Annotated in this window: 22 protein-coding genes and 1 pseudogene; 17 read left to right on the plus strand and 6 right to left on the minus strand. The window is 59.2% G+C overall.

What is annotated here, in order from left to right; all coding sequences use genetic code 11:
• Positions 1-143: 143 nt before the first annotated feature.
• Positions 144-704, plus strand: a complete 561-nt coding sequence (efp, locus tag VGL70_00935; protein HEY3302079.1) for an elongation factor P — start codon at positions 144-146, stop codon at positions 702-704.
• Between the two features lie 31 nt (positions 705-735).
• On the opposite strand, the gene coaE is transcribed toward efp, so the two are convergent.
• Positions 736-1,332, minus strand: a complete 597-nt coding sequence (gene coaE, locus VGL70_00940) for a dephospho-CoA kinase (GenBank protein ID HEY3302080.1) — start codon at positions 1,330-1,332, stop codon at positions 736-738.
• A 102-nt stretch (positions 1,333-1,434) separates the two neighbouring features.
• Here coaE and VGL70_00945 point away from each other — a divergent pair, with 102 nt between their 5' ends.
• Together VGL70_00945 and VGL70_00950 are read left to right on the plus strand one after the other, a co-directional pair.
• Complete coding sequence (locus tag VGL70_00945) at positions 1,435-3,225, plus strand: long-chain fatty acid--CoA ligase (protein HEY3302081.1); 1,791 nt, start codon at positions 1,435-1,437, stop codon at positions 3,223-3,225.
• A gap of 134 nt (positions 3,226-3,359) precedes the next feature.
• Positions 3,360-3,935: a class I SAM-dependent methyltransferase gene (locus VGL70_00950; protein ID HEY3302082.1), complete on the plus strand. Its 576-nt coding sequence runs from the start codon at positions 3,360-3,362 to the stop codon at positions 3,933-3,935.
• A gap of 18 nt (positions 3,936-3,953) precedes the next feature.
• On the opposite strand, the gene VGL70_00955 is transcribed toward VGL70_00950, so the two are convergent.
• A complete protein-coding gene (locus tag VGL70_00955; GenBank protein HEY3302083.1) occupies positions 3,954-4,241 on the minus strand; it encodes a hypothetical protein in 288 nt (95 codons plus the stop codon).
• Positions 4,242-4,345: 104 nt separating this feature from the next.
• Between VGL70_00955 and VGL70_00960 the strand changes: the two genes are divergently transcribed.
• From VGL70_00960 to VGL70_01005, 10 genes are all read left to right on the plus strand, one after another.
• Entirely contained in the window at positions 4,346-6,139 is a 1,794-nt protein-coding gene (locus VGL70_00960; protein ID HEY3302084.1) for a carbon starvation CstA family protein, read from the plus strand.
• Positions 6,140-6,167: 28 nt separating this feature from the next.
• Complete coding sequence (locus tag VGL70_00965) at positions 6,168-6,425, plus strand: hypothetical protein (GenBank protein ID HEY3302085.1); 258 nt, start codon at positions 6,168-6,170, stop codon at positions 6,423-6,425.
• A gap of 51 nt (positions 6,426-6,476) precedes the next feature.
• Entirely contained in the window at positions 6,477-6,752 is a 276-nt protein-coding gene (locus tag VGL70_00970) for a hypothetical protein (protein ID HEY3302086.1), read from the plus strand.
• Between the two features lie 11 nt (positions 6,753-6,763).
• Positions 6,764-7,732, plus strand: a complete 969-nt coding sequence (locus VGL70_00975) for a TRC40/GET3/ArsA family transport-energizing ATPase (protein HEY3302087.1) — start codon at positions 6,764-6,766, stop codon at positions 7,730-7,732.
• 6 nt (positions 7,733-7,738) lie between these two features.
• Positions 7,739-8,737 carry an ArsA family ATPase gene (locus VGL70_00980; protein HEY3302088.1) on the plus strand — a complete coding sequence of 333 codons (999 nt, stop codon included), beginning with the start codon at positions 7,739-7,741 and terminating at the stop codon, positions 8,735-8,737.
• 203 nt (positions 8,738-8,940) lie between these two features.
• Positions 8,941-9,153, plus strand: a complete 213-nt coding sequence (locus VGL70_00985; protein ID HEY3302089.1) for a helix-turn-helix domain-containing protein — start codon at positions 8,941-8,943, stop codon at positions 9,151-9,153.
• Positions 9,150-10,121 carry an ABC transporter substrate-binding protein gene (locus VGL70_00990; GenBank protein ID HEY3302090.1) on the plus strand — a complete coding sequence of 324 codons (972 nt, stop codon included), beginning with the start codon at positions 9,150-9,152 and terminating at the stop codon, positions 10,119-10,121. The genes VGL70_00985 and VGL70_00990 overlap by 4 nt, the downstream gene beginning before the upstream one ends.
• A gap of 20 nt (positions 10,122-10,141) precedes the next feature.
• Positions 10,142-11,119: an ABC transporter substrate-binding protein gene (locus VGL70_00995; protein ID HEY3302091.1), complete on the plus strand. Its 978-nt coding sequence runs from the start codon at positions 10,142-10,144 to the stop codon at positions 11,117-11,119.
• A 12-nt stretch (positions 11,120-11,131) separates the two neighbouring features.
• A complete protein-coding gene (locus tag VGL70_01000) occupies positions 11,132-14,617 on the plus strand; it encodes a GAF domain-containing protein (GenBank protein ID HEY3302092.1) in 3,486 nt (1,161 codons plus the stop codon).
• Positions 14,618-14,709: 92 nt separating this feature from the next.
• Positions 14,710-15,885 carry a CoA transferase gene (locus VGL70_01005; protein ID HEY3302093.1) on the plus strand — a complete coding sequence of 392 codons (1,176 nt, stop codon included), beginning with the start codon at positions 14,710-14,712 and terminating at the stop codon, positions 15,883-15,885.
• Between the two features lie 70 nt (positions 15,886-15,955).
• Here the strand turns inward: VGL70_01005 and VGL70_01010 are convergent, their stop codons facing one another.
• Positions 15,956-16,936: an ABC transporter substrate-binding protein gene (locus VGL70_01010; protein ID HEY3302094.1), complete on the minus strand. Its 981-nt coding sequence runs from the start codon at positions 16,934-16,936 to the stop codon at positions 15,956-15,958.
• Between the two features lie 92 nt (positions 16,937-17,028).
• On the opposite strand from VGL70_01010, the gene VGL70_01015 reads away from it, so the two are divergent.
• From VGL70_01015 to VGL70_01030, 4 genes are read left to right on the plus strand one after another with little or no spacing between them, the layout of a single operon-like run.
• Positions 17,029-17,502: a hemerythrin domain-containing protein gene (locus VGL70_01015; GenBank protein ID HEY3302095.1), complete on the plus strand. Its 474-nt coding sequence runs from the start codon at positions 17,029-17,031 to the stop codon at positions 17,500-17,502.
• Entirely contained in the window at positions 17,499-18,173 is a 675-nt protein-coding gene (locus VGL70_01020) for a DUF2848 family protein (GenBank protein HEY3302096.1), read from the plus strand. The genes VGL70_01015 and VGL70_01020 overlap by 4 nt, the downstream gene beginning before the upstream one ends.
• Positions 18,174-18,199: 26 nt before the next feature.
• Positions 18,200-18,550, plus strand: coding sequence for a cupin (locus VGL70_01025; protein HEY3302097.1), 351 nt, complete (start codon positions 18,200-18,202; stop codon positions 18,548-18,550).
• 37 nt (positions 18,551-18,587) lie between these two features.
• A complete protein-coding gene (locus VGL70_01030) occupies positions 18,588-20,030 on the plus strand; it encodes an MFS transporter (GenBank protein ID HEY3302098.1) in 1,443 nt (480 codons plus the stop codon).
• Positions 20,031-20,302: 272 nt separating this feature from the next.
• Here the strand turns inward: VGL70_01030 and VGL70_01035 are convergent, their stop codons facing one another.
• The 3 genes and pseudogenes from VGL70_01035 to VGL70_01045 all read right to left on the minus strand — a co-directional run bounded on the left by VGL70_01035 (position 20,303) and on the right by VGL70_01045 (position 21,454).
• Positions 20,303-20,914, minus strand: a complete 612-nt coding sequence (locus tag VGL70_01035) for a DUF3105 domain-containing protein (protein ID HEY3302099.1) — start codon at positions 20,912-20,914, stop codon at positions 20,303-20,305.
• A gap of 18 nt (positions 20,915-20,932) precedes the next feature.
• On the minus strand, positions 20,933-21,259 hold the full coding sequence (locus VGL70_01040; GenBank protein ID HEY3302100.1) for a glutathione S-transferase family protein: 327 nt from the start codon (positions 21,257-21,259) through the stop codon (positions 20,933-20,935).
• Positions 21,260-21,280: 21 nt separating this feature from the next.
• A pseudogene (locus VGL70_01045) lies at positions 21,281-21,454 on the minus strand (glutathione S-transferase N-terminal domain-containing protein).
• Between the last annotated feature and the right edge of the window lie 49 nt (positions 21,455-21,503).

A 21,503-nucleotide genomic window follows, 5' to 3' on the forward strand; every position in this document is an offset into this window, starting at 1 on the left:
GCTGCGAGTCCTTCCTGCCTACGCTTAATTCTCCACGTCTCACGCATCGGCCCTCCAAGAAACAGCCGAGCGGACGCCGGTAAACGCCTTGCAGTCGGTGTGAAAAAAGTGGATAAAAAGAAAGCGAAAGGAAACCCGCATCCATGATTCAATCGACACAACTGAGACCCGGCATGATCATCATTTATGAGGGCGACTTATACCGCGTGACGGCGATTCATCATTTGACGCCGGGCAACAAGCGCGGCTTCATGCAGACTAAAATGAAGAATCTGAAGACCGGCATCGGTACGGAGAAGAAATTCCGCTCCGAAGACCGGCTGGAACAAGCCATGCTGGACAGCCGCGCGATGCAGTATCTCTACGCAGAAGGCAATCTTTATACTTTCATGGACACCCAAAACTACGAGCAGATCTCGCTGCCGGCTGCGGAAATCGGCGACCTGCTCCAGTATCTGCTTCCCGAGCAGGTCATCGAGATGCAATTCCACGACGGCAGGCCGGTGGGAATCAATATGCCGTCCACCGTGGAACTCGCAGTGGTGGAGACCGAGCCCAGTTTCAAGGGCGCCACCGCCAGCGCGTCGTATAAGCGGGCAAAGCTTGAGACCGGAGTGACCGTTCAGGTCCCGCCGTTCATTCAGGTGGGGGACAAAGTGCGGGTCGATCCGTCGGAAGGAACCTATCTGGAGCGCATCAAGTAACCAAATAGTCGAGTAACTTGGGCGGGCGGGCTTACTGCTGTCGAATCTTTTCCCAGACGTCTTTAACTTGTTTTTTGAGATCGTCCAGGTCGCCGTCGTTTTCGATCACAAAATCGGCGAGCGTTCTTTTTTCGTTCAAGGGCATCTGCGCTTGGATATGCTGGGCAATCTCCGCTTCGCCCAGGTGATCTCTCGCCTTGAGCCGGCGTCTTTGAAGAGCGTCCTCGCAACCGACCAGGATCACCGGACGAAGCCAGAGGTGCGCTTCGTTTTCGAACAGGAGCGGCGCTTCGTACACGACGATCGCCGCTCCTTTGGCCGCCAGCTCCTGCGCGCGCGCTTGGGCCAGAGCGCGAATACGCGGATGCGTGATCGCATCGAGCCGCTTCCTTTTCTGCGGGTCCGCGAAGATGGCGCTCCTCAGTTTTTCGCGGTCGATCGAGCGATCGGGGCGCAGGATCTCCGTGCCGAAAGCCGCCACGATCTCCTTCCAGGCTTCCTTGCCCGGCTGGACGATCGAGCGAGCGAGATCATCCGCGTTGATGATTTTAGCGCCGAGCTCGCGCAGCATGCCGGCCACGGTGCTTTTTCCGGAGGCGATGCCGCCCGTCAAACCGACGAGTTTCACGGTTCAGTAATGGCAGAAACAAACCGGGGTTTCAAGAAACGGCTTTATTCATTGGACTAGCTACGTTAATTTATTGCCGTGAAATATCAGAGTTTGGCCGAAATGTTTCTCTCTCAGTCCCGCCGTTACGATGATCGGGCGCTTTATCGTTTCGCGCGCGAGGGAGCCTGGGAGAAAATGACGTGGCGCGACGCTCGGTCGCGCGTCGGCGAGATCGCCCTCGGCCTAATCTCTCTCGGCATCGGCAAAGGCGATCGGGTCGCGATGTTTTCGGGCAATCGGGTCGAATGGTGTTTGATCGATTGGGCGAATATATGCATCGGCGCGTTGACCGTGCCGGTCTACGCCTCCAGCACGATGGCGCAGCTCGCTCACATACTCGAACATTCCGGCGCTACGGTTCTGGTCGTCGACTCCGCCGACCGGCTGAAGAAACCGGATTCGCTCGGCTCGGTGCGGCAAATCGTTTCCATCGAGGACGCCGGCGTCTCTGAGCCCGCCGTTGCGTCCATTTCTTGTATTTCTCTGGCCGAGCTTCGGCGAATCGGCAGGGAATACGGTCAAAATCATGGGGACCTCTTCGAGAGGACCGCATCGTCGCTCCGCCCGGAGGACGATCTCACCATCATTTATACTTCCGGCACCACGGGAGAGCCCAAAGGCGTGCTCACGACCCATCGCCATTATCTCTTCATGCTCGAGGCGGTGTCGAAGGCGATTCCATGGAGCGACCGGGACGTCGACCTCTTGTTTTTGCCCCTGGCACATTCGCTCGGCCGCTTGGAGCATTTCCTGGCGGTTGCCGAGGGATTTACCTGCGGCCTGGTCCGCTCCCTGGAAACGATCGGCAAGGACCTTCTCGAGGTTCGACCCACGATTCTGGTTTCAGTCCCGCGGATCTATGAAAACGCCTACGCGCGGGTGCGCTCCAGGGCGGAAGCGGGGAGCCGGCTACGCAGGAGCATTTTCCACTGGGCGGTGACCGTAGGCGCGCGTTGGAGTGTCCACAGCATCGAGGGGAAGAGGATCAGCCTGCTCTTGCGCGCGGCTCATGGTCTCGCGCACCGCCTGGTATATTTTCAAATTCACGCGGCATTCGGCGGCAACCTCAGGCTGGCGGTCTCGGGAGGCGCTCCTCTGGCGCCGGAGATCGCGAAGTTCTTCCATTCGGTCGGCATACTGATCCTGGAAGGCTACGGACTGACCGAATCCTCGACCGTGTCGCACGCGAATCGACCCGAGCGGCCGAAGTTCGGCACGGTGGGCTTGCCGCTTCCGGGCGTGGAGTGCCGCATCGGCAGAGACGGCGAAATCTTGCTTCGCGGACAGAATATTTTGAAAGGTTACTATCGCGACCCGGAGGGCACGCGCGCGGCGCTCGATGAGGAAGGTTGGCTCGGCACCGGAGACATCGGAGAAATCGACGGCGATGGTTTTCTCCGCATCACCGATCGGAAAAAGGATATCATCGTGACTTCCGGGGGAAAAAACATCGCGCCCCAGATGATTGAAAATCTTCTTCAGACGGAGCCGCTGATCGCTCAGGCGATCGTGCTGGGCGATGGGGAAGCGCATCTCGTCGCGTTGGTTACGCTCGATCGCGACCGGGTTCTGGATTGGGCCAAGCGGGAAGGAGTGGAGTTTCAAAGCGCGGAAGAGATCGCCTCGCATCCGCGCGTCACGGCGCTCGTCAAGGAAAGAATCAGGGAGAAAAACAAGCAGCTCTCCGCCTTCGAGGCGGTCCGCAACTTTCGTATTGTACCGCACCACTTCTCCATGGAGCGGGCGGAATTGACGCCGACGCTGAAGTTGCGCCGGCAGGTTATCAAGGAACGTTACAAAGGCCTCATCGAGGAAATGGCGCGGCGGCCGCGCTTCGATTTGGGGGATTAAATGCCGCTAGGGCTCGGAGTGAACGGGTTACGCCGCCGGCTACCCGCTTGTTCATTGTACATCTCTTGACACCCCGAGGTCGATCCGATAATTTTTCCAACGTTTACGAGGAAAAATTCAAGGAGGATGACAGCATGAGAACGAAGCGACAGCTTTTGTGGCTTGCGTTATTCGTCTTTGTGGCAGCCGGCGGCGTCGTCGTTTACACGTCGCAGGCTCAAGACATCGAGTCCAAGAAAATAGTGCCGTATGTTCCGACGCCGCAGGATGTGGTCGACCGGATGCTCGAGCTCGCGCAGGTCAAAAAAGGCGACGTGGTCTACGATCTGGGCTCCGGCGACGGCAGAATCGTGGTGACTGCGGCGAAGAAATACGGCGTCAAGGCGATCGGCTATGAGATCGACCCGGAGCGCATCAGAGAGTCGCACGAGAACATCAAGAAAGCCGGCGTGGAAAAGCTGGTGGAGATAAAACAGCAGGACATCCGGACCGTCGATCTATCCGGCGCTTCCGTGCTGACGATGTATCTCCTCCCCGAAGTGAATATGATGCTAAGGCCGAACATATGGAATCAGATGAAGCCCGGGTCGCGCGTTGTTTCCCACGACTTCGACATGGGTGACTGGAAGCCGGTCAAGACGGAGCACATCAAGGACTCCTCGGGCTGGGATCACACGCTTTATCTCTGGCGCGTGGAAGCGAAGAAATAGCTCCGCCGATCTTCGAATTCATTCCACGCGCGAAGCGGCCGAGCGCCGGCGGCGCAACTCCCGATGGATGCGGAGATCCGTGCCGCGCATCGCCAGCGCGATGCCGCCGGCCGAGAGCGTAATACAGACCAGGGCGCTGACGGCCAGCCGATCGACGAGCGTAGGGAGTCCCGCGCCGCCGAGGTAGGTTGTCATGACTGCTCCGGCCAGCATGACGACGATCAGGACTCCGCGGAACAGCCAGCGCTCGAGCAGCAGTTTTTCCAGCGCATCATCGTCCAACTTCGACCATTTCGCATCCTGCACGGCTGGTTTCTCTCGAGGCGCGGCAAGGTTGCCGCAGCTAAAGCGAAAGTATATGATCTGCCCGAATTCGGTCAATGGTCGTTTGGGTCGGAGGAAGATAAGCCATGAATGCCTTGATTGCCGTGATCATCGGGGCGGCAACGATCTACTTGGCCTATACGCGCTACGCCCGCCGCATCGACCGTAACGTTATTCAGTCCGATCCCAAACGCGCCACTCCCGCCGTTCTCTACATGGACGGCGTCGATTTCATGCCGACCAACCGGAATATTTTGTTCGGCTACCATTTCAAGTCGATCGCCGCCGCCGGACCGATCGTCGGCGCGATCGTCGCCGCGAGCCTCTGGGGTTGGCTGCCGGCTTTCGTCTGGCTCGTGCTGGGCGTTTCCTTCATGGGATGGGTGAGCGACTACAGCGCCATCGTCATGTCGGTGCGCAACGAGGGCAACAGCCTCTCCGCCGTGGCGCATCGTCTCATCTCGCCGCGCACCCGGGCGATCCTTTTTCTGTTCATCTTTTTTTATTTGCTGCTGATCGCCGGCGCGTTCGTCGGCATCATGGCGCAGGTGATGGACTCGCAGCCCAGGACGCACCTGGGATTGATCCTTCTCGTCGTCATGGGCCTGTTGTTGGGACAGATGCTCTACCGCTGGGGCGTGGGATTGTTGCCGGCGACGGCGCTGACGGTGGGAATCGTTTTTGCGGCCATCCTTGCCGGTCCTTTCACGGAAGCCACCTTCAGAGGCCTCAACGAATTCTTCAACTCTCTCACCGGCGGCGCGCCGATCGTGACCTACTTTAACCCGGAACTCGGCGGATATAAGGGTGCCGAGGCGAAGATCATGCCCAGCCTGCTTTTCTGGGCGATCGCCATCTGTGCGTTCTGCTACGCCGGCTCGGTGCTGCCGATCTGGCGCATGGCGCAGCCGGTCGTCTACGTGGGATTTTGGATCACGGCCGTATCGATGATCCTCGGCCTCGCCGGCGCGGCACTGGGGACATTCATCAAGCCCGAAGTAGCGCAATTCCAGATTCCGGCGTTCAAAGGATGGAACGCACAGTTAGGGCCCGCCGGAATCATGCCGCTCTGGCCGATGCTGTTCGTGACGATCGCTTGCGGCGCGATCTCGGGCTGGCATTCTCTGTTCGGCTCGGTGGGAACGGCGCGGCAAATCGAAAGCGAAGCCGACATGCTGCCGGTGGGCGCGGGCGCGATGTTCGCGGAATTTTTATTGGGGTTGCTGGCGCTGCTTGCCGTCACCGTCGGCGCCAAAGGATCTCCGGTCGCGACGTTCGCCAATGGATTGGGCGGTTTCATCAGCGTCTGGGGATTGCCGATCGAATACGCGGTGTCGCTCGCATTCGCCGCGTTCATCGTCATCGTGCTCGTCGTGACGCAGCTCATCTTTCGCGTCATGCGCATCACGCTCACCGAGTGGCTGGGCGAGGTCCTGCCGCCGCTCCGGAACCAGCACGTGGCGTCGTTCCTCTCGGTCTTGCTGGCGATCTTGCTGGTGATGACCGGGACGTGGATCTATCTGTGGCAGCTTTTCGGCGGCGCCAATCAACTCATGGCCGCGCTCTCGCTGCTGCTGGTGACGATCTGGCTCGTCGCGCAGGGCAAGAGCTGGCTCTATGCAGGCTTACCGACGGTTTTCATGTACGTCACCACCGTCGCATCCATTTTAGTCACGGCGTACAATCTCTACTTCAACGTCTACGTTTCCAATCTCGCCGCGGGAAGAATGGTTCCGGTCATCGGCTCGGGACTGATGATCGTGGTCGCGCTGCTACTGGTCGCGGCGGCGCTTCTCATCGGCGTAGACGGCTGCCGCGCTTTGGTCAAATATTCGCGGCGGACGGCGCGCACGCCCGACACCGCCGCGGTTCGCGGTTAGCGAGGATTTCCGTCGAGCGAGTATGATGATGCAGGCGATCAGACAGTTTGTCTACGGCATGACGGGGCACGAATTCGCCCGCCATGCTTTGGAGGCGCGGCGCGAGCTCGAATCCGTTTTCATGATCGTCACTCTGGGCGATTTGATCGGCCTTCCGGTGATGCCGCCGGTTTATGCGCTGCGGCTACTTCCCTACGTGGCGCCGGAAATCGAGAAATGGAAGCGCAAAACGGCACGACGAAAAGAATTTTGGGAGCGCGAGGAGTTCGATCTGCACGGAGTTTAGAGCAAATGGGTGGGGGCGCGATTCATCGCGCCCGTGCGTTTGGAGAACAAGATGACTGACAAAAACAAACCGAAGAAGGGCGGGATTTTTCAGGTCTTCAAGGACATCGTTTACGGCATGTCCTCGCACGAGATGACCCGCCACGCGGTGCGCACGCGCGCCAGCATGGAGCATCTCTTTATCCTCATCACGATGGGAGACCTGCTCGGCGTGCCGATCCTTCCTCCTTATTATTCGCTTCGGCTCCTTCCCTACGTGACGCCGCAAATCAGCTCGTGGAAGCGGCGCATGCTGCGCGAAAAAGACATCACCGACACCCTGGGTTGATCCCCCGCCGTATGCCGCTACGCGAAGTGTTCGAAAGCCAGCCGGAGCGCCGGTACATCATGTTTGGCGGCAAGGGCGGCCTGGGCAAGACGACGCTCTCCGCGACCTGCGCTTTTTGGCTTGCGAGCCAGGGAAAAAAGGTTTTGCTGTTTTCCGTCGATCCGCAGGCGAGCCTTTCGGATATTTTCCAGCGCGACATTTTCGGCCAAGGGCCGGTGTCGATCATGCAAAACCTCTGGGCCCAGGAGGTCGACGCCGACCGCAGGATTCGCGAGTACCAGGACGAGATCCGAAAAAAAATTCTCGACATGTACGGCTTCGAGCGCGTGCCCGAGGAAATCGACAATTACATCTCCGCGGCCTCGGCCGAGCCGGCGATGGAGGAGAGCGCCATCTTCGACGCGGTCGTCGATATCATCGTCCAGGGCGACTACGACTACTATATCTACGATCTTGTCCCTTTGGGACACGCGCTCTACTACTTGTCGATGGCGAAGGTGTACGACGAATGGATCAACAAGATCACGAAGCTCCGCGAAGAGATGGGCCGTTACGATCAGGTGGCGGCCACCATGCGGCGCCAGGAAACGCACGAAGAGGACAATATCTTGAAGGAGCTTCAGTACATCAAGAGCCGGATCAACGCCTCTTCGCAGATATTGACCGACAAGCGCCGGACGGCCTTTTTCTTCGTCCTGGTTCCCGAGGAGATGATCATCCTCGACACGCGCAAAGCCGCCGAGCTGTTCGCGCGCTTCGACGTGCCGATCTCGGGTTACGTCGTGAACCGGGTGCTGCCGGAGGATTTAGGCCGCGGCAACATCCCCGCGTATCTCAAAAACCGCATCGACCTGCAGCAGAAATATATGGCCCAGATCCGCGCCAGCCTCGGCAAGGACGTCCTCGCCTATGTGCCGGAAATGGAGCGCGACGTCGCCGGGCTCAAAATGATCGAGCGCCTGGCGGAAAAACTTTTTTAGTTATCTATGGAGCAGATCGCAACCTCGATGGGGGGCTATTTAAGCGGGCATCCTGAGCTCAAATATATTTTTTTCGGCGGCAAGGGCGGCGTGGGAAAAACGGCGCTGGCGGGAGCGACGGCTCTCTGGCTGGCGGCTGAGGGAAAGCGGACGCTGCTCGCCTCCACCAACCCGGTCCACAGTCTCTCCGGCCTGCTGGCGCAATCGGTCTTCGGCGCCGCGACGCCGGTCAGCGGCGCGCCCAGCCTCTGGGCGTGCGAGATCGACACCAAGGAGACGATCGAGAAGTCCAAGAAAGAGATCCGCGAGAAGATTCAGTGGTTTTTGAAGTTTGCCGACATCGGCGCCAAGGCCGACGACTTCGTGGAATCCGCCACGATGAACCCCGCGTTTGAGGAGTCGGCCATGTTCGAGAACATGGTGGACTTGATGCTGAAGGACGAGTACGACGTCTATGTCTTCGACACGGCGCCGACCGCGAACGCCCGGCGTCTGCTCGGCATGTCCAAGGTTTACTCCTTGTGGGTGGACAAGATGCTCAAGTCGCGCCAGGAGGCGCGGACCTTGCGCGAGATGCTCTCCTTCACCAAGAAAAAAGAAGAAGATCCGCTGCTCACGTATCTGCTGCAATTTCGCGAGCGCATGGGCCGGGCGCGCGAGCGGTTGACGGATGCGGAAAAGACCGCCTTTTTCTTCGTGACGCTTCCCGAGGCGCTGCCGATCGCCGTGATCAGCCGGTTCATCGGCTGGTTCCACGACTTCGGGATTCCGGTGGGCGGCGTCATCGTCAACATGCTTTTGGACCGCCAGGCGCTTGGCGATGACGCGCCTGAGTTCGTCCTCAACCGAGTTCAGATGCAGGAAGAGCACATGAAGACCGTGTGGGAAAAATTTGCCGGCTCCGTTCGCGCCATCGTCCCGCTCTTTGACCAGGAGGTGCGTGGCGTGGCAATGCTCCATGAGGCCGGCCGTGCGCTGTTCAGCGAACCCCGAAACAGCCAGTAATCGGATCCTTGCCCTTACAAAATTTGTATCTTCCCGCATGGGTGTCAAAAACTCGGCACAAATAACCACACGCCTGAATTGCTCTCCGCTAAAACCCTCTGTAAATACTAGCTTTTTCGATTGCCTCCCCGGTCAAAGGCTTGGCATATATCCTGCACTTTTGGTGCAATCGGGAAAATCCAAGCAATTAGGAGGCAATCACAGTGGAACAAATATTAACCGCTTCACAGGTCGCAGAGCTTCTGCAGGTGCATCTCAGGACCGTCTATAAGCTGGCGCGCCGGGGCTTGATACCCGGGAGAAAATTCGGCGGCGGCTGGCGCTTCAGCAAGGAAGAAATTCTGAAGATGATTTCCAACGGCCGTCTGGGGTCTTTGGAGAGCGAGCTGTCGGCGCCGAACGGCGACATGAAATGAACCGCCCAGCGCTTGTCACGGCGCTGGCTCTCGCGTTTTTTATCGCGCCGCAGGTCGCGCGCGCCGAGAAGATTTACCGCATCGGAGCGTCCGTCTCCAACGATCAATCCATGCCCGCCATCGAAGGCTTCAAACAAAAGATGGCGGAGCTGGGATATATCGAAGGGAAGAACGTCCAATACGAGATCTACAACGCCCGCGCCGACGCCAGGGAGATCAAGAGAAACGCCCACCGGCTGGTTCAAGCAAAACCGGATCTGATCGTTACCGCTTCGACCAGCGCCACCGAGCCGGTGGCCAAGGCGAGTTCCGGGACCCGCCTGCCGGTAGTTTTTTTGAGCGCGGGAAATCCGCTCGCGTTCGTGAAGAGTTACGCCAGCTCCGGCAGCAACCTGACCGGGATCAGCACCGCGGCGATCGATCTCGCCCCGAAGCGGATGGAAGTCCTAAAGGAGTTGGTTCCGGGCATCAAAAAACTCATCTCTCTCAATAATCCTCAAGCCACGAACTATCGGGAAAACTTGAGCGCCACTCGAGCGGCCGCCGATAAATTCGGCTTGAAGCTCGTCGAGTTCGATATCGCGAGCCAGGAGGAGCTGATCCTGTGGGCGAAAAACCAGCTCAGCCGCCATTTGGGCGACGCGGTCTTCTATCCGCCGGACGGGGTGATTCTCGAGGCGGTCAAGGAGGTCTCCCTTTACATCATCAAGGAAAAACTCCCATCGGTTTCGTTCAACGTTTCGAGAGCGCGGGAGGGAGCGCTGGCGGCCTATGGGCCGGATTTCTCCGCCCTGGGACAGCAAGGCGCCGTCCTCGTCGATAAGATCCTCAAGGGCGCCAAGCCGGAAAACCTGCCAATCGAGCAGCCCTTGAGGCTCAGGCTCGTGCTCAACATGAAGACCGCAAAAGCCATCGGGTTAAAAATTCCTCGGGAGATCCTGCTCCGGGCGGACGAGGTGATCGAATAGAAGGGCGAAAGGGCCGATCGATGAAGTTACGTGGATGGATTTTTGTCCTGCAGATCGTTTTTACGCTTTGTTTTCCTCGCGCATCCGAGGCCCAGAAGGTCTATCGCATCAGCGCCTTGGTGGCGGAGGATCAATTTCTAACCGCCGTCGAAGGCTTCAAGAAGAAAATGTCCGACGTCGGATATGTCGAGAAAAAAAATATCAAGTATGACTTTCACAACGCCAAAGGGGACGTCGATGCGCTCAAGAAGCTGGCCGAAAAGATCGTGCGCGATGTTCCCGACCTGATCGTAACCTCTTCGACGACGGCAACGGTGCCGGTGGCGAAGCTGACGGAGGGGACGCATATCCCGGTGGTATTTCTCAGCGCCGGGAATCCGCTGAAGCTGGTCAAAAGCTACAGCAGCTCGGGCAATAACCTGACGGGCATATCGAGCTCCGTTCTGGAGCTTACCGAAAAACGCCTTGAGCTTTTCAAGGGGCTGTCGTCTACGATCAGGCGCGTTATTTTTCTTACCAACCGAAAGGCGACGAATTACGAGGAGTATCTGGTCGCCACGCGGGGGGCGGCGCAAAGGATGGGCTTTACGCTCGTCGAGGTCGAGATCCAGGCGACGAACGTCGATGAGGTCAGTAAGCAAAGCGCTCTCGTAACGCGCAAGTCGGGCGAAGCGCTGTTTGTCCCGCCGGACATCGCGTTCGTCGGTGCAACGGAGTCGATCGCGCAGTGGGCCGTCAAGGAAAAACTCCCTGCGATAGGCCCGAATGTCCAGACCGTGAGAAGAGGTTTGCTCGCAGCTTACAGCTCGGACTATTATTCCTTGGGGCAGCAGGGCGCGCTCCTGGTCGATAAGATCCTTCGCGGCGCGAAACCCGCGGATCTTCCGATCGAGCAGCCCCACAAATTGCAGCTCGTCATCAACCTGAAGAGCGCCAAGGCCATCGGCATCAAACTTCCCAAGGAGATTCTCCTGCAGGCCGACGAATTGGTCGAATAGCGTGGGTCGGATATGACGTGGAAACGTGCCGTCGATTTTCTCACCTGGCGCGGCGGAGGCATTCGCCATCGGCTTCTGTGGACGGGATTGCTCTTTTTGGGGGTCGCGCTCCTGGCGAACACCATCGCCGGAACTCTGTACACGCGATCGCAAATCAAAAAAGCCACGGCCCAACTGCAAATGGAGGTCGCTTCCAAAATCGCCAACGAGATCACGGACATCGTCGAGCGTAAAATAGAACGGCTGTCCGACCTGGCGGTCTCGTTGAGCCTCTATGACTTCGGCAGCGAAGAGCAGAGACTCCTCGCCTTGCTGCTGCTCAAGAACGACCGGCCCGCCACTTCCATCGCGATTCTGAACGACCGGGGCATGGAAGTCGTGAAAGTTTCGGAGCGGCGGGTTTATCTTGCGAGCGACCTTTCCGACCAGAGTCGAGAAGATTACTTCAGAAGAGCGCTCGGCGGAGAACCGTACGTAAGCCCGGTTTATACCACCGACAAGGCCGAGCCTTATGTGACGATGGCGGTCCCGATCCAGGCGCGTCCGGGCCAAACGACAGGCGTCGTCGCCGTCGAGCTCAACCTGGCTTTTCTCTGGCAGATCGTCGGCGATGTCAGTTTCTCCGAGGCCGGCAAGGCCTATCTGGTGGACAGCCATGGAAATCTGATCGCGCACCAGGATCCGTCGCTGGTGTTAAAGAGAACGAATCTAAAAGAACACTACAAAGTCCGGAAGTTTCTAGACCGCCCCGAGGATCTAAAGGACCCGGATCCCGCCGAGGAAGGGACCGGCATCACGGGCAAATCCGTGCTCAGCACGTACGCCCCGGTGCGCGGAGTGAACTGGGCCGTGATCCTGACCGAGCCGGTGGATATCGCGCTCAAAGATCTGGTCACGATGCAGCGCTACGCGATCCTGCTGCTCGGCCTAGGGCTGATGATCGGCTCGATCGTCATCGTATGGGCCAGCAAAAAGATCACCGAGCCGATCCGGGAGCTTCATCGCGGGGCGGAAATCATCCGCCGGGGCAACCTCGACCACCGAGTGGAGATCAACAGCGGCGATGAAATGGAGCAGCTCGCGAGGGAATTCAATGAAATGGCCGCCGAGCTCAAAAGCTCCTATTCCACGTTGGAGCAGAGGGTCGAAGAACGGACCCGGGAGATCGCGGTTCTTTCGGAGGTCACGGCTACGGTCAATCGCTCGCTGGAGCTGGAATCGGTGTTGGAAGGGGTCATGCAAAAAATCCGCGAGATTTTTCATTTCGACGCGACCCGGATTTTTCTCTCCAGCCGTCAATCGGAGCACTTGTTGGAGTTGAAGGCTTCCTATGAAGTGGACCCGGAACTCGCCCCGCCAACAAAATTTTTCCGGCGCGGCGAGGGAATCGTCGGCAGGGCGGTCGAGAGCAGGGAAGCGATCATATTCGAGCATATTCAAAAGGACCCGCGCTATTCGAAGCTGACCCAAACTAACGCGGCGGAAAAAACGCGGCATTGCTTTTTGGCGGTTTTCCCCGTGCAGAGCAAACTCGAATGCATCGGCGCGGTCGTCTTTGTGGGCCGGGCGCCCCGGCGGCTGAAGGTCGAGGAGGTTCGGTTGTTGACCTCGATGACGGACCAAATCGGCGTGGCGGTTGAAAAGGTGAATCTTTTCGACGAGACGGTCGCCAGGGCCAACGAGCTGTCGGCGTTGTACGACGTCACGGCGACGGTGAACCAATCCCGCGATCCGGATGTCGTTTTGCAAGATGTGGTTCACAAGGTTTTGGCGCTCACCCATTTCGACGCGGCCCGAGTCTATCTCGTGGACGCGGAGGCCAAGGAGATCCGGTTGCGGATGCACCACGGCATCAGCGCAGAGTTCGCGGCCAAGACCGCAACGGACACGGTGGGAGTGGGAGTCAACGGCAACGTCGTGTTAACGGGAAAGCCGGTTATTTTCCAGGATATCCGATCCGATTCTCTATATGGCGAGCGGGCCGCCGCCGGCTTCGCCCGGCAGGAAGGCTTCCGGAGCTACATGAGCTTTCCGCTGAAGAGCAAGACCAAGACGGTCGGCGTCATCAACTTTCTCAGCCGAAACGTCCGTAGCCTGTTACCTAAGGATAAGGTCCTGCTCGTGTCGATGGCGAACCAGATCGGGGTGGCGCTTGAAAACGCCAATCTGTTCGAGCAGACCGTGGAAAAGGCGAAAGAGATCTCGGCTCTCTACGACGTGACCACGACCGTCAACCAATCCCTGGACCTGGAATCGGTTCTGCAAGAAGTCATCAAGAAGATCACCGATACGTTCCACTTCGATACGACGAGGATCTATCTCTCGGATCCGCAGACGGAGGAGATCCGGGTGCGGGCGTCCTACTCGCTCGACCGGCAGGATTTGACGCGCGTTCGCGTGTTTCACCCCGGCGAAGGGATCGTCGGCAAGGTGATGGAGGCCGGGCAGCCGATCATCTTCGAAGATCTCCGCGGCGATCGGCGATACAAAGAGCTGAGCAGCACCGGCAACACGCAGAGCGGCGGGTTTTGCTTTCTGGCGGTGTTTCCCATCGCGGCCAAGCTCAGCTCCGTGGGAGCGATTCTGTGTAACGGCCGGACCCCGCGGCGCCTTACCGCGAGCGAGGTTCAGCTGATCACCTCGATGGCGGGCCAAATCGGCGTTGCCGTCGAGAACGCGAGGCTTTTCTCCGAGACCAAGCAGAAGTCTCTCGAGCTGGAAAAGGCCAATCTGGAGATGCAGGAGGCCAGCCGCGCCAAGGCGGACTTCCTCGCCGCGATGTCGCACGAGCTGCGCACGCCGCTGAACGTCATCATCGGCAACGCCGATCTCTGCAAGGACGGCTTCTTCGGCGCAGTGAGCGAGCGGCAAAGGGGATCGCTCGAGAAGATCCTTCGCTATTCCAGAATCCTGCTCAAGCTCATCAACGACGTGCTGGCGCTCACGAAGGTCGAGGCGAGAAAGATGTCGGTGGACCTCTCCACGTTCGAAGTGGGCGAAGTCGTTACGCAGGTGCAAAACTACGTGGAGCAGTTGAACCCCGACAACCGGATCAAAATCTCATGGGAAGTGCCGTCCGATTTGCGTCCGATAACCACCGACGCGCTGAAACTCGAGGAGATTTTGCAGAACCTGATCGGCAACGCTTACAAGTTCACGCCCCACGGCGCCATCGACATTCGAGTGAGCGATCTCAACGGAAGGGACCGCATCGAGTTTGCCGTTGCCGATACCGGGATCGGCATCAAACCGGGGGATTTGGAAAGAATCTTCGAAGAATTCCACCAGCTCGACGAGGCGCACACGGGAACCTATTCGGGCGTCGGCCTCGGCCTCAGCATCGTCAAAAAATATCTCGAGCTGTTGCGCGGGGACATCCGCGTCGAAAGCGAGCCCGGCGGCGGCACGACGTTCACGTTCACCCTGCCCTACGAAAGTGAGTCAGTGAGGCGCGAGGAAGCCGGCGGTTCAACGCTCGGAATTTCTGCGCACTCTTAACTGCTCACTCCTCACTGCTCACTATACTATCCGCTTGACTTTCCCGCCGCATACGGGAAATAAGGAGTCACCGTCTTGAGAGGTCGAATGTCGTGGCAGGAGCGCTCGCGGGAATCCGGGTTCTTGAAATCGCCAGCTACGTGACCGGTCCGTTCGCGAGCCTGCTGCTGGCCGACCTCGGCGCCGAGGTGGTCAAGATCGAGCAGCCGGGGCAGGGCGATCCGTTCCGTGGCTGGGGGGAAAATCTCTACTCTTCCAACTTCCGCAGCTTGAACCGCAATAAAAAAAGCCTCACGCTCGATATCCGGCGCGACGAAGCGCGCGAGATTTTTTTAAAGCTCGCCGCCGCGTCCGACGTCGTCATCGAAAATTTCCGTCCGGGAACGTTGGACAAGAGAGGGATGGGATACGAGACGGTGCGGGCGCTGAATCCAAAGATCGTCTACTGCTCGATCTCCGGCTTCGGCCAGACCGGTCCGTACCGCGATCGTCCCGGCTACGACACGGTGGGCCAGGCGATGAGCGGCCTGTTGAGCCTGCTGACCGATCCGGAAAATCCGCAAGGCATGGGCATCTCGTTCTCCGATCATCTGACCGGAATCTACGCCTGCTATGGGATTCTCGGCGCTCTCGTGAACCGGCTGTTGACCGGAGAAGGGCAGAGAGTGGAGACTTCTCTTCTCCGCGCCACGGTTTCTTTCACCAGCGAAAACGCCGTCCGCTTCTTCGAGACCGGCAATGTGCCGCGGCGCGCCACGCGCGTGCGCACCGCCGGCGTCTTTGCGTTCCTCGATCGCGACGGGCTTCCGTTCGTTATTCACCTCTCGTCGCCGGAGAAATTCTGGCGCGGCCTGTTGGAGGTCGCCGGCAAGCCGGAGTGGGCGGACGATCCGCGTTTCCGCAATCGCAAAGGCCGGCAGGAGAATCACGACCTGCTCGGGCAAATGCTCCAGGAGATTTTTCGCGGCGGACAACGCGAAGACTGGCTCCGGAAGCTTCAAGAGCGCGACGTCCCGGCCGCGCCGCTCAACACCATGGACGAAGTCTTCAAGGACCCGCAGGTGCGCGCGTACGGCTTTCCCATCGAAGTGGAGCACCCGAAGATGGGGAAGATGCGGCTCGTCGGCAGCGGGGTCGATCTCAGCCGCACGCCGCCGGCCGTGACCTTGCCGCCGCCGACGCTCGGCGAGCACACAGAGGAGATTCTTGAAAAGCTCGGTTACAATGCGGACGCTATTTCAAAACTACGCGAGCTGGGGGTAATTTAACGAAACCGCAAAATGTTGCATTTTGAGTTTTGAATTTTGAATTCGCAATTCAACATTCATCATTCAAAATTCAGAACTGCTTGTAGACCTGATCGAAGAACCCGGTTTCATCGAGTTTCCTGCACAAGCCCATGTCCGCCACGTCTTCGGGCTTGAGTTGCGCCGCCTTGGCGTTGAGACCGTGCTGCGCCATCAGCTTGAGCACCGACGCGACTCCTTCCAGGGTCGGGCAGGGCTTGCGCGGCAATTCCTTACGCAGATCGACATAGGCCTTCTCGACCTGCTCGGGCTTGCTCAAGCGCAAGTTCCTGCCGATGGTCTGCTGCACAGCCTTGGCGTTCGCCGGATTGTGAATGTAGGCGACGCCCTCGACGATCGATTTGGCGATGTTCTCGACGAGCTGCGGATTGGTTTTCATGAAGCTTCGCGAGATGACCAGTCCCGAAGACTGGAAGGGAACGTTCTCTTTGCCGGTATCCAGCAGCACGCGATAGCCCTCGCCTTGAATGACCTGGCCGAATTCGGGCGAGAGGCTCGTGGCGTCGACCGATCCAGCGCGGAGCGCCGCGAGCCGCTCGGGAACGCCGCCCGCGCCGAGCAAGGTGATGTTGTCGCGGCGCGGCACCAGGCCGAAATAATCGAGCGCGACATAAGTGGCGAGCGACGCGGAGCCCGACGGCGTGCCGATCGCGACCTTCTTGCCCTTGAGGTCTTCGGCGCTCTTGATCGACGATCGCGCGATAAACAAATAATCCAGTTTATTTTGCAGGCCGAGGATCATCGTCAGATCGCCGCCGCCGGTCACGGCGTTGGCCACGTGCGTGGCGCCGATCAAACCCAGCGCGACCTGCCCGGCGAGCATCGCTTGGGTCGCGCGCCCGGCGATAATGAAGACGAGATCGACGTCGAAGCCGTATTTGCGGAAGAAGCCGTGCTCCTTGGCGATCCACAGCGGCGTGACGTTGCTGCTGATCGCGCCGTGGGCGAACGCGAGCTTCGCCGGCTGATCGGCGGCCGAAGCATGCACCGGTCCGAGCGCGAGAGCGAGCAATGTAAAGATAAGCGCCGGATGCTTAATGACGTTCTCCTTTCGGCCAGAGTGCTTGTAGCACGCGTGCGGTTCGATGTAAACATATACGGACGATGCCGCGGCACCCGAGTTTGATACCGCTCTCTCACGACCACCATCACGGTCTCGCGTTGGCGCTGCGCTGCCGCAAACAGGCCCTCGGGCGATTGAAGCCGCTGGGAATTCAGGGATTGAAGGAGCGGGCGCAAGAACTGAAAGAATTTTTTCGCGCCAGCCTGACGCCTCACTTCGCTGCCGAGGAAGTCGCGCTTTTTCCATTCATGCGCTCGTCCATCCCGGAGTCGGAGCCGTTGATCTCGGAGTTGTTGGGCGAGCACGAGCAGCTACGCGGCTGGGTCGGCCTCCTCGATGACGAGAAGCATCTGGCCAAGACTTTGTTCGAAGCGGCGGACCTGCTCGAGCGTCATATCCGGCGCGAGGAGCGCGAGCTGTTCCCGCTTTTCGAAGCACACGCGGCGCCTGCCGGCGCCGAAAGCATAGGCCGGGAGATCGCGAAAATGATCAAGCACGAGCACCCGCAGGAATGATGAGATTCACGTTACAGTCAACCGGTAAGGAAATCGATTTCGCGCCCGCGAGAGTCATCATCGCGGGCTATACGGGACGCAACCAAGACGAGGTGCGCGCGCACGTGCGCGAGCTGGCGGCGCAGGGGATTCCGGCGCCGGCGGAAATTCCGGCTATCTTTCGAACGACGCTCGATAGACTCACCGTCGCAGACGAAATCGAGGTAGTGGGCGGTCGGACCGCGGGAGAGGCTGAAGTCGTTCTTTTGGTGAAGGGTGAGGTTGTTTGGGTCGCCGTCGGCAGCGACCACACGGACCGCGAGCTGGAGAAAATCGATATTGCCGCATCGAAACAGGTCTGTCCCAAGCCGGTCTCCGGCGAAGTTTGGAATTATGCCGACGTGCGCGAGCGCTGGGACAATTTGATTTTGAGAAGCTGGGTGGGAGAGAGCGGCAGGGAACAGCTTTACCAGGAGGGAAGGATGGCTGCGCTGCTGAGGCCGGAAGATGTGCTCGTCTTATTGCGCCGTCGCCTGGGAAAGCTCGTGGACGGCGCGACCGTTTACACCGGCACGATCCCATTGATCGGCGGCGCTTTTGTTCCCAAGCCGTATTTCGAAGCCGCGCTTTTCGATCCGGTCGCAGGCCGTTCGCTGCGGTGCGCTTATCGCACGCGTTCGCTCGAAGCTTGATGAATTTCTCGTCGAGGAGTCGCAAGATGATGAAAGAAGAGCTGGAATTTTTCGACGTGACTGAGAAGCCGTGGCGCGACGTGCCGGGAAGCAGATGCGCGGGTCTCCACGAGCGCATCTTGAGCGGCGATCCAAACACGGGAAACTATTCGCGGGTCCTCAGGTTCGACCCCGGCTGCGACACGACGCCCAACGGCGTGCTGACGCACAATTTCTGGGAGGAAGTTTATATCGTCGAGGGCAGCATCATCGATCTCAGCTTGAACCGGGAGTTCACGGCGGGGCAGTACGCCTGCCGCCCGCCGGGCATGCCCCACGGGCCGTGGAAGTCGCCCAACGGCTGCACGACGTTCGAGGTGCGCTACACCAAAGACTAGCTTCGTCGCAGTCTCGTTCGGTCCGACTAAGCAATCCGTGCCGACAACTGAAAATGAAATCTCGGCCCGCGCGCGCCGGCTGATTCTCATCAACGCCTGCCTGGGTCAGTTCATCGCGGCGGTGGACGCCCGCTCGGTCAACGTCGCGCTGCCGACGCTCTCGACCGAGTTCGCCACCACGATGGAAGTCGTCCAGTGGGTGCCGCTCTCATACCAGCTCACGGTGATCGGACTGGTCCTGAGCCTGGGCAGGCTCGGCGACATGGTCGGGCGAAAAAAGATCTACAATCTCGGCTTTGTGATTTTCATGAGCGGCTCGGCGCTCTGCGGTTTCGCCACCGGCATGGTTTCGCTCGTCCTGTTTCGCGTCGTCGAAGCGATCGGCGGCGCGATGATCCTGGCGAACGGCCGCGCCATCGTCTCGGCGGTTTTCGCCGGCGGCAGCAGGGGAAAGGCGCTGGGAATAACTTCGATGGCGTTCCATCTGGGTTACATCGTCGGCCCGTCGCTGGGCGGCTTTTTGATCGACAACGCGGGCTGGCGCTGGATTTTTTTCGTCAATCTTCCCGTCGCGCTGGCCGGCGCCGTCATGGCCTGGAAAGTCATCCGGGAAAGCACCGCGGCCAAAGGCTCGTACGGCGGCGTTGACCTTTTCGGCACGACGACCCTGCTTTGTTTCGTCGTCTCTTTGATCCTGGGCCTTAACCGGGCGGCGCGCTCCGGCTTCGACCCGTGGAGCGCCGGGCTGTTTTTTCTCTTCGCCCTGTTTCTCGCGCTGTTTATTTTTTTCGAGCGCCGCTCGCCCGATCCGATCCTCGATTTGCGCCTTTTCCAGAGGCGGCTTTTCACCGCGGGAATCGTAAGCCTTTGGCTGATCTCGTTGACCCAGACCGCCACGTTTTTTCTCCTGCCGTTTTATCTTCAGGGCATGCTTGGGCTCACTCCCACCGCAGTCGGAATCACCTTGATCTTTTATTCGGTGGTCATCGTATTCATGGCGCCGATCGGCGGCTCGCTCTCCGACAGGTTCGGCTCGCGCCTGCTCTGCACAGCCGGATGCGCTTGCACGTTCGTCAGCGTGTTGATGATGGCGCGCGTGGGGCTCGACTCGACCCGGCTCGCGGTTATCATCCCGCTCATGGGGATGGGGCTTGGCTGGTCGCTCTTCGCCTCGCCGAATTTGAGCGCTCTGTTCGGCTCGGTGTCTCACGACCGACTCGGCGCCGTCAGCGGCGTCACGGTGACCACGGCGAACTCCGCCAATGCCGTCGGCATCGCTTTGGCGAGCATGCTCTTCGTGCGCGGGCTCGATCGGTATGGCGTCTTATCGGCGAGCGCGACGGCCTATACGGAATGGTCCCGCGCGCCCGAGGCGTACCTGTCGGCTTTTCAGAGCTCGTGGTTGGTTTTCGCCGGTTTCGCCTTGATCGCGGTCTTCTTCTCCGCGGCGCAGGAGCCGCCGGAGCGACGGAAGACTTAGAGAAGATAATTCAGCCCTCAAGCGCGAACCACTCCGGGCGAGGTCAATAGTTTCTGTGTCTCGAGGGCCACCCTCGCCTGCCGCCCCAATGGTGCTTACTCCATCCGACAGGGCCTGCCGTGTCGCCGTACGTCCCTGTGACCTCGCTCTCCGAGTTCGCACTTTCGGGCTCAAGCGATCCTTTCGGGACGTCAGATCTCATAGTTCAGATTGCAATATGAGATTTGTAATTTGAGATTTGGAGATTCCGAGCGGAGCGAGGACTGGCCTGATTATCCGCCACCAGGCGGGTGATGGTCGATGTGGATGTATGCCTCGATGAAGCGCACGATTCTGTTTTCGTCGAAGTCGTCGAACTTGTCGATGCGCGACCAGGCGGTGAGCGCGATTTTTTCTTTCATGTCGGGGTACGGCGCGAGAATCACGTTGCGGCTGTAGCGCCGGACGATCCCGGCCAGTTTTTCGATCAACGGCACACATTCAGGATTGGTTAGCGGACAGTTGTATTGCACGATCACGCCGCCGTCTTCGAGGTTGTGCACTTGCAGCTCCTTGGTGACGGGCTGCTGATGAATGCCCCAGTTCGCGATCATAGGCAGGTGCGGTCCGGACGTGGGCGGGTCGCTGTTGTAGTTTATAAGGCCGACTTCCGATTCGGAGATGTGTCGGTTCCCCAAACTTTTGACGAACTGCGCCGGCGAACCCGCGTTCCACTTGGCGTAGGCCCAATACCCGGCTCCCGCGAGGAGCAGCGCGCCGATCAGACAAAGGACCGCCGTCTGTAACCTGGAGGCGATTTTTTTCTTTTGGTTTTGTTTTTGCTGGGCATCTTTCCTGGCCTGGCGCTCGGTCTTGCGCCGCTCCGTGCGTGACAATTCGGCCATATCCCTCTTCCAGAATCGTCAAAGCGTGGACTCAACCGCCGGTCGCGCGAGCACGCGGTCCATCCAGCGCTTCAAATTAGGGAACCGGTGATCGACTTCAAAGCGGTAGCGCTGCCGGCGGATGAAAAAGGGAATGAGCGTGATATCCGCCAGGGAGTAGTCGCCGGCGAAATATTCCCGTCCGGCCATCTCCAGCTCGAGCGCGGTCAAGTAGTCTTTGAGTTTCTCTTGCGCTTTTTCTTGATTATCGCTGTGCAAAATTTCATGGGCGGCTCCATGCAGCCGGGTGTTGCAATAATCCATCCAGATTCTAACCTGTGCCCTCGCGGCCGGATTTTCGGGCATGAGGCGCACGTCGGGATATTTTTCTTCGAGATACTCGTCGATGATGTTGGATTCGTAAATCACGGCTTGATCGTCGACGAGCACGGGCACTTTGCCGTACGGATTGAGCTCGAGCAGCTCTTTGGGCTTGTTCTTGAGATCCACTTCAGCGAGGTCGTAAGAAATCCGTTTCTCCGCCAGGACAATCCTTGTCCTATGGGCGTACGGTCAGGTGTGGCACGAAAAGAGTTTTCTCATGAGAGTC

It is taken from the genome of Candidatus Binatia bacterium (assembly GCA_036504975.1).
Taxonomy (GTDB): domain Bacteria; phylum Desulfobacterota; class Binatia; order UBA9968; family UBA9968; genus JAJPJQ01.

Bases quoted from the DNA above. Each gene is read 5' to 3' on its own strand.
- efp (HEY3302079.1), top strand. From the start codon at position 144: ATGATTCAATCGACACAACTGAGACCCGGCATGATCATCATTTATGAG.
- VGL70_00945 (HEY3302081.1), top strand. From the start codon at position 1,435: ATGTTTCTCTCTCAGTCCCGCCGTTACGATGATCGGGCGCTTTATCGT.
- VGL70_00950 (HEY3302082.1), top strand. From the start codon at position 3,360: ATGAGAACGAAGCGACAGCTTTTGTGGCTTGCGTTATTCGTCTTTGTG.
- VGL70_00960 (HEY3302084.1), top strand. From the start codon at position 4,346: ATGAATGCCTTGATTGCCGTGATCATCGGGGCGGCAACGATCTACTTG.
- VGL70_00965 (HEY3302085.1), top strand. From the start codon at position 6,168: ATGCAGGCGATCAGACAGTTTGTCTACGGCATGACGGGGCACGAATTC.
- VGL70_00970 (HEY3302086.1), top strand. From the start codon at position 6,477: ATGACTGACAAAAACAAACCGAAGAAGGGCGGGATTTTTCAGGTCTTC.
- VGL70_00975 (HEY3302087.1), top strand. From the start codon at position 6,764: ATGCCGCTACGCGAAGTGTTCGAAAGCCAGCCGGAGCGCCGGTACATC.
- VGL70_00980 (HEY3302088.1), top strand. From the start codon at position 7,739: ATGGAGCAGATCGCAACCTCGATGGGGGGCTATTTAAGCGGGCATCCT.
- VGL70_00990 (HEY3302090.1), top strand. From the start codon at position 9,150: ATGAACCGCCCAGCGCTTGTCACGGCGCTGGCTCTCGCGTTTTTTATC.
- VGL70_00995 (HEY3302091.1), top strand. From the start codon at position 10,142: ATGAAGTTACGTGGATGGATTTTTGTCCTGCAGATCGTTTTTACGCTT.
- VGL70_01000 (HEY3302092.1), top strand. From the start codon at position 11,132: ATGACGTGGAAACGTGCCGTCGATTTTCTCACCTGGCGCGGCGGAGGC.
- VGL70_01015 (HEY3302095.1), top strand. From the start codon at position 17,029: ATGCCGCGGCACCCGAGTTTGATACCGCTCTCTCACGACCACCATCAC.
- VGL70_01020 (HEY3302096.1), top strand. From the start codon at position 17,499: ATGATGAGATTCACGTTACAGTCAACCGGTAAGGAAATCGATTTCGCG.
- VGL70_01025 (HEY3302097.1), top strand. From the start codon at position 18,200: ATGATGAAAGAAGAGCTGGAATTTTTCGACGTGACTGAGAAGCCGTGG.
- VGL70_01035 (HEY3302099.1), bottom strand. From the start codon at position 20,914: ATGGCCGAATTGTCACGCACGGAGCGGCGCAAGACCGAGCGCCAGGCC.
- VGL70_01040 (HEY3302100.1), bottom strand. From the start codon at position 21,259: ATGCCCGAAAATCCGGCCGCGAGGGCACAGGTTAGAATCTGGATGGAT.